General features: G+C 65.8%; 4 protein-coding genes and 1 pseudogene. 4 read left to right on the top strand and 1 reads right to left on the bottom strand.

The features are described from left to right. The 4 genes and pseudogenes from QR64_RS28200 to mftC form a co-directional block, all read left to right on the top strand. A pseudogene (locus QR64_RS28200) lies at window positions 1–204 on the top strand (hypothetical protein); the annotation flags it as partial. A gap of 268 nt (window positions 205–472) precedes the next feature. Continuing rightward, window positions 473–559 (top strand): mycofactocin precursor MftA, encoded by an 87-nt coding sequence (gene mftA / locus QR64_RS26625; protein ID WP_067716580.1) that lies wholly within the window; start codon window positions 473–475, stop codon window positions 557–559. Window position 560: 1 nt separating this feature from the next. After that, complete coding sequence (gene mftB / locus QR64_RS18945; RefSeq protein WP_039586791.1) at window positions 561–887, top strand: mycofactocin biosynthesis chaperone MftB; 327 nt, start codon at window positions 561–563, stop codon at window positions 885–887. Beyond that, on the top strand, window positions 884–2,122 hold the full coding sequence (gene mftC / locus QR64_RS18950; RefSeq protein WP_039586792.1) for a mycofactocin radical SAM maturase: 1,239 nt from the start codon (window positions 884–886) through the stop codon (window positions 2,120–2,122). The genes mftB and mftC overlap by 4 nt, the downstream gene beginning before the upstream one ends. Before the next feature lie 427 nt (window positions 2,123–2,549). Here mftC and QR64_RS28205 read toward each other — a convergent pair. Beyond that, a partial coding sequence (locus QR64_RS28205) for a hypothetical protein (RefSeq protein WP_235367238.1) occupies window positions 2,550–2,919 on the bottom strand: 370 nt, incomplete at its 5' end.

A 2,919-nucleotide genomic window follows, 5' to 3' on the forward strand; every position in this document is an offset into this window, starting at 1 on the left:
ACCCAGCCGGCACCAATGCCACTGCTAACCGCGAAGAGCCCCATTTTACGTACTGTCACCGGCGTCCTCATCATTACGACGCTGACGAACGGTATGGTTATTGGAGCGGTTCACCCGTACCTGCAGCAAGTGGTACAAGGCTTGGTTGTCATCGTCGCTGTGGCGGTAACCTTGGACCGAAAGAAGCTTGACTTGGTCAAGTAGCACTCGGTCCGAGAGCGGACGCCTACCGACACGGTCCAACACCGAGACGGATGCCCCTGCCGTCCCTCACCGATGCGGCAGGGGCACGAGCGGGCCGGATCGGCCCNCGGCAGCCGATGCTCACGGTTGGCCAGGATTGCGAACAGGCCGGCAGCGGCGTCGGTGCCGATGCCAACGGCGAGGAAATCGTCTTATGTGGAGTGCCAATATGATGCAGATCTCACCCTGTCACGGTGAGGATTCCGACGCGCAGACGAGAGGACACGCAATGGAGAACACGCAGAACACCGAAGTCGTGCTGGAGGAGGCCCTCATCGAAGAGGTCTCGATCGACGGCATGTGCGGGGTCTACTGAAATGACCTCCGCAGCAGCGCCGGCCGGCGCCGAGCAGGAAGCCGCCCCGGCGGAATTCGATCTCGACGCCGGCTGGCGCCTGCACCCCGGGGTGGCACTACGGCCCGAGCCGTTCGGAGCCCTGCTCTACCACTTCCACACCCGCAAACTCAGCTTTCTCAAGTCGCCGACCATCGTCGAGGTGGTCCGCACCCTCGCCGACCATCCCTCCGCGCGCGCTGCCTGCGCCGCCGCCGGGGTGTCCATCGATGATCCGGGTACCGCGCGGCTGTATCTGCACGCGCTCGGCCAACTCGCCGCCTCGCGCATGATCGAGGAGACCTCATGACCAGCATGCTCGACCGCCCCGCAAGTCCCGCACCCGTCGGCCGCCTGGTCGACCAGTTCGAGCGCGGACTCGACGCTCCCATCTGTCTGACCTGGGAACTCACCTACGCCTGCAACCTCGCCTGCGTGCACTGCCTGAGCTCGTCGGGCCGTCGTGACCCGCGCGAGCTGAGCACCGAACAGTGCAAGGCGATCATCGACGAACTGCAGAAGATGCAGGTCTTCTACGTCAACATCGGCGGCGGCGAGCCCACCGTCCGCTCCGATTTCTGGGAGCTCGTCGACTACGCGACGAGCCACCAGGTGGGCGTCAAGTTCTCCACCAACGGTGTGCGCATCGACGAGGCCGTGGCCAAGCGTCTCGCCGCCAGTGACTACGTCGACGTGCAGATCTCGATCGACGGCGCCACCGCGGAGGTCAACGACGCGGTCCGCGGCCCCGGCTCATTCGACATGGCGTGCCGCGCACTGCAGAACCTCAAGGACGCAGGCTTCCGCGACTCCAAGATCTCGGTCGTGGTGACTCGCGAGAACGTCACCCAACTGGACGAGTTCAAGGCACTGGCCGACAAGTACGACGCCACCCTGCGGATCACCCGACTCCGGCCCTCGGGCCGCGGCGCCGACGTGTGGGATGACCTGCACCCGCTGCCCGAGCAGCAGAAGGGTCTCTACGACTGGCTGGTCGCCAACGGCGAGAACGTCCTTACTGGCGACAGTTTCTTCCACCTGACGCCGTTCGGTGAGGGGCAGGGGCAGGGCGCGCTGCCCGGCCTCAACCTGTGTGGTGCCGGTCGCGTGGTGTGCCTGATCGACCCGATCGGCGACGTCTACGCCTGCCCGTTCGCGATCCACGAGGAGTTCCTCGCCGGCAATGTGATCACCGACGGCAGTTTCGAATCCGTGTGGCAGACCTCCGAGCTGTTCCGCGAGCTCCGTGAGCCGCAGTCCGCCGGGGCGTGCGCCTCGTGCGACTTCTACGACAGCTGCCGCGGTGGCTGCATGGCGGCCAAGTTCTTCACCGGCCTTCCGATGGACGGCCCCGACCCGGAGTGCGTCCAGGGGTACGGCGAAGGCCTGCTGGCCGCAGAGCGCAGCATCCCCGATCCCTCGCAGGATCACACCCGCCCGATGGGCCTGGCCGCCCGCAAGCAGCCAACGGGCCCTGTCCCGCTGACTCTGGTCACGACCCCGCCGCGCAGGCCCACCAGCATGTGCGACGAGTCGCCCATCTAGGCCCGGTGATTCACGGGGATTTATGAACTTCCGGGTGCTGATACACCGAAGCGTTTCCTGAGCAGGGGGAACTGGGACTTGTCTAAGGTTCCGATTCCTCAAGCAGAGAACACTCGGTAGGTGAAGCCCACTTCGTGGCCTCTGGTCTGTCCGTTACAGCCGATAGTGTCGGCGTGATTGCTCACCGCCGGCACCCTCGCGCCACTTCTGCTGGCCGACCGTGGCGGCCTGACAGCCGGGTTGTCGAAGACTCGGGCTCGCCGGCGGTTCACCCCGATCCATGACTGGCGCGTAGCGCTCTCCGGTAGCGCGGTTCCACCGAGGCGGTGTGTTATCTCGGGACATCGTGGATACCGGATTCGATGAGCGCGGCCACTGGGTCGGCGAGCGGATGCGGCAGCTCTTCTTCGGCGCCGGTGAAGCGGATTCACAGGCCGCCGCTGTAGTCGGTCTGAAGTGCGTCCAGTCGGATGGTGACGATGCGCGAGACGGGTTGTGCGCAGATCAGCAGCAGGACGGTGGCGGCTTGGATCCACACCGGGGTGCCTCGCCGTTCCAGGATCGTGGCCATCTGGGCGTAGCATCCATCGTCGATGGTCATAGGGATGGTTCGGGCCCGCCGGTATGGGAACTTCAGGTGGGCGGCCATGTGTTGATGCGTGATGCACCACTTGACGAACATCCTGACGGTGCTGCGGGTCGTCGGCCCGTTCTCCAGGGGGCGGCGCTCTGCGCGGGCGCGGAGTTTGCGGGCCCTTCCGGATCCGGAGTGCGTAGCGGGGTTCGCGGCTGACGCG

Origin of the sequence: Rhodococcus sp. Chr-9, assembly GCF_000801125.1 — a bacterium.
Lineage (GTDB): Bacteria > Actinomycetota > Actinomycetes > Mycobacteriales > Mycobacteriaceae > Rhodococcus > Rhodococcus pyridinivorans.